This is a genomic window from Tabrizicola sp., assembly GCF_051645465.1.
GTDB lineage: Bacteria > Pseudomonadota > Alphaproteobacteria > Rhodobacterales > Rhodobacteraceae > Tabrizicola.
This window is the reverse complement of record NZ_JBOFBI010000053.1, coordinates 1-2,151: the sequence shown is the minus strand read 5'-3', so window position 1 is coordinate 2,151 and position 2,151 is coordinate 1. Positions and strand designations below refer to the sequence as shown.

Sequence of the window (2,151 nt, the reverse complement as noted above, 5' to 3'; positions counted from 1 at the left end):
GGCCTTTGCGGCCCCCAGACCCTAGTCCTTGAGGCAGGCCCGGAGCCGCTCAAAGCTCCCCTCGACACCGCTCGCCGGGGCAGGCTCGGCGAGGAACCCGTCCAGAAGCGGCCAGACCTTGATCGCCCGGTCGATCACCTCATCCGACCCCGAGGCATAAAGCCCCGCCTGGATCATCATCTCCGCCCGGTCATAGGCCCCCAGAAGCCGCCGCGCCTCGCCGATCATCCCGTTCTCCTCCTCGCTCGCCGCCTCCGGCAACGACCGCGAGACCGACCGCAGAAGGTCAATTGCCGGAAACCGTCCCCTCTCCGCAATCCTCCGGTCCAGCACCACATGCCCGTCCAGCACCCCCCGCAGGATATCGGCCACCGGCTCCTCCATGTCGGACCCCGCCACGAGAACCGAAAACACCGCCGTGATGTCCCCCGCCCCCTCCGGCCCCGGCCCCGCCCTCTCCGCCAGCCCCATGATCGCCTGGTTAAGCGAGGGCGGAAAGCCACGAAGCGACGCCCCCTCCCCGCCCGCAAGTGCGACCTCGCGATGAGCCTCCGCGAAGCGGGTGACGGAGTCGACCAGCAGCAGCACATGCTTCCCCTGATCCCGGAAATGCTCCGCCACCGCCATCGCCGTCAGCGCACACATCCGCCGCATCAGGGGCGACTGATCCGAGGTAGCCGTCACCACCACGCTGCGCGCCATCCCTGCGGGACCAAGCACCCGCTCGGTAAACTCCCGCAGCTCGCGCCCTCGTTCCCCGACAAGGGCGATCACCACCACGTCAGCATCCACCCCCCGCGCAAAGCGAGCCAAGAGAGAGGACTTGCCGACGCCCGATCCGGCGAAGAGGCCGATCCGCTGGCCACGGACCAGGGGCAGCAAAGTGTCGAACACGGCCACCCCGGTTTCCAGTCGCCCACCCAACCGCCGCCGACTTGCCGCCGGGGGTGCCGAGGCCCGCAAGGCGCGCGACTGGGGCCCGCGCAAAAGGGGGCGACCGTCCAAGGGCTGGCCCATCGCGTCGACGATCCGCCCGATCCAGCTGTCATCCGGTGCGATCTCGGCCTTGCCGAGAAGCTCCACCCGGTCGCCGATCGCCATCCCGTCGCCCGAGGCATCGGGCAGGACCGTCGAGCGGCCGGGGGTCAGGCGCAGCACCTCTCCGCCAGCGACCCCGTCACGGCTGTGGAAAAGCACCCGGTCCCCGATCGTGGCGGCGTCCAGGCCCGCCACCTCGGCCAGGCCCCGGCGGGTTTCCACCACCCTTCCGACCCGCCGCACCGGGGCGGCTCCGGCGATTTCGGCAAGGAGGCCATCGAAAAGACCAGCCACGGGATTCTCCCTTTGTTCGCTCATAACCGTTTCTAAAGGAATCACCCTTAAGCCTTGGTGAAAGCGGTCGAGGGAGAAGCCCCGATGTTCGAGAAACTGGAAATCACCCGGATGGCGCAGGCGCTTGCCGCGCATTCCGGGGCACGCATGGCGGTGGTCGCAGAGAACGTGGCCCATGCCGACACACCGGGCTACAAGGCGCAGGACCTGCCTGCGTTTGCCGATGTCTTTGCGGCCGACGATGGCGCAATGCGCACCACGCGGCCGGGCCATCTGGCAGCCGCATCCAGCACTACTACCCCGGGGCCGGAACGCGCCCCGGGGCGTGAAGCCCCCAATGGAAACTCCGTCTCGCTGGAAGGCGAGATGGTGAAATCGGTCGAAGCCCGGCAAAGCCACGACATGGCGCTGGCGATCTACCGGGCGACCTCGGATGTGATCCGGGCCAGCCTTGGCCGGAACCGGTGAGGCGTAGATGGGCAACGATCTGATCTCTTCCCTCTCGTTCGCCGCCTCTGGCATGGAGACGCAGGCGATGCGGCTGCGGCATGTTTCCGAGAACATCGCCAACGCCGATACCCCCGGCTACCACCGCAAGGTGATGACCTTCGAACAGGCGATGGAGACCGGGCTGGTCGAGCCCGGCACCGTCAAGCTGGACCAGAGCGATCTGGCCCGCATCTACGACCCCGGCCACCCGCTGGCGGATGAAACCGGTCACTACGACGGCTCGAATGTCGATCTGGTGATCGAAATCGCTGACGCGCGCGAAGCGCAGCGCAGCTACGAGGCGAACCTCAGGATGTTCGATCAGACGCG

At 67.9% G+C, this 2,151-nt stretch carries 3 protein-coding genes; 2 read left to right on the top strand and 1 reads right to left on the bottom strand.

Annotated features, from left to right (window positions below):
• Positions 1–21: 21 nt before the first annotated feature.
• A complete protein-coding gene (locus tag ACRCSW_RS03210) occupies positions 22–1,332 on the bottom strand; it encodes a FliI/YscN family ATPase (RefSeq protein ID WP_438702542.1) in 1,311 nt (436 codons plus the stop codon).
• Between the two features lie 84 nt (positions 1,333–1,416).
• On the opposite strand from ACRCSW_RS03210, the gene ACRCSW_RS03205 reads away from it, so the two are divergent.
• Both ACRCSW_RS03205 and flgC read left to right on the top strand, forming a co-directional pair.
• Positions 1,417–1,800, top strand: coding sequence for a FlgB family protein (locus ACRCSW_RS03205; protein ID WP_438702541.1), 384 nt, complete (start codon positions 1,417–1,419; stop codon positions 1,798–1,800).
• A 7-nt stretch (positions 1,801–1,807) separates the two neighbouring features.
• The coding region (flgC, locus tag ACRCSW_RS03200) for a flagellar basal body rod protein FlgC (protein WP_438702540.1) at positions 1,808–2,151 on the top strand (344 nt) is incomplete at its 3' end.

Excerpts from the sequence above, each read along its gene's own strand:
- ACRCSW_RS03205 (WP_438702541.1), top strand. The coding sequence starts at position 1,417 with ATGTTCGAGAAACTGGAAATCACCCGGATGGCGCAGGCGCTTGCCGCG.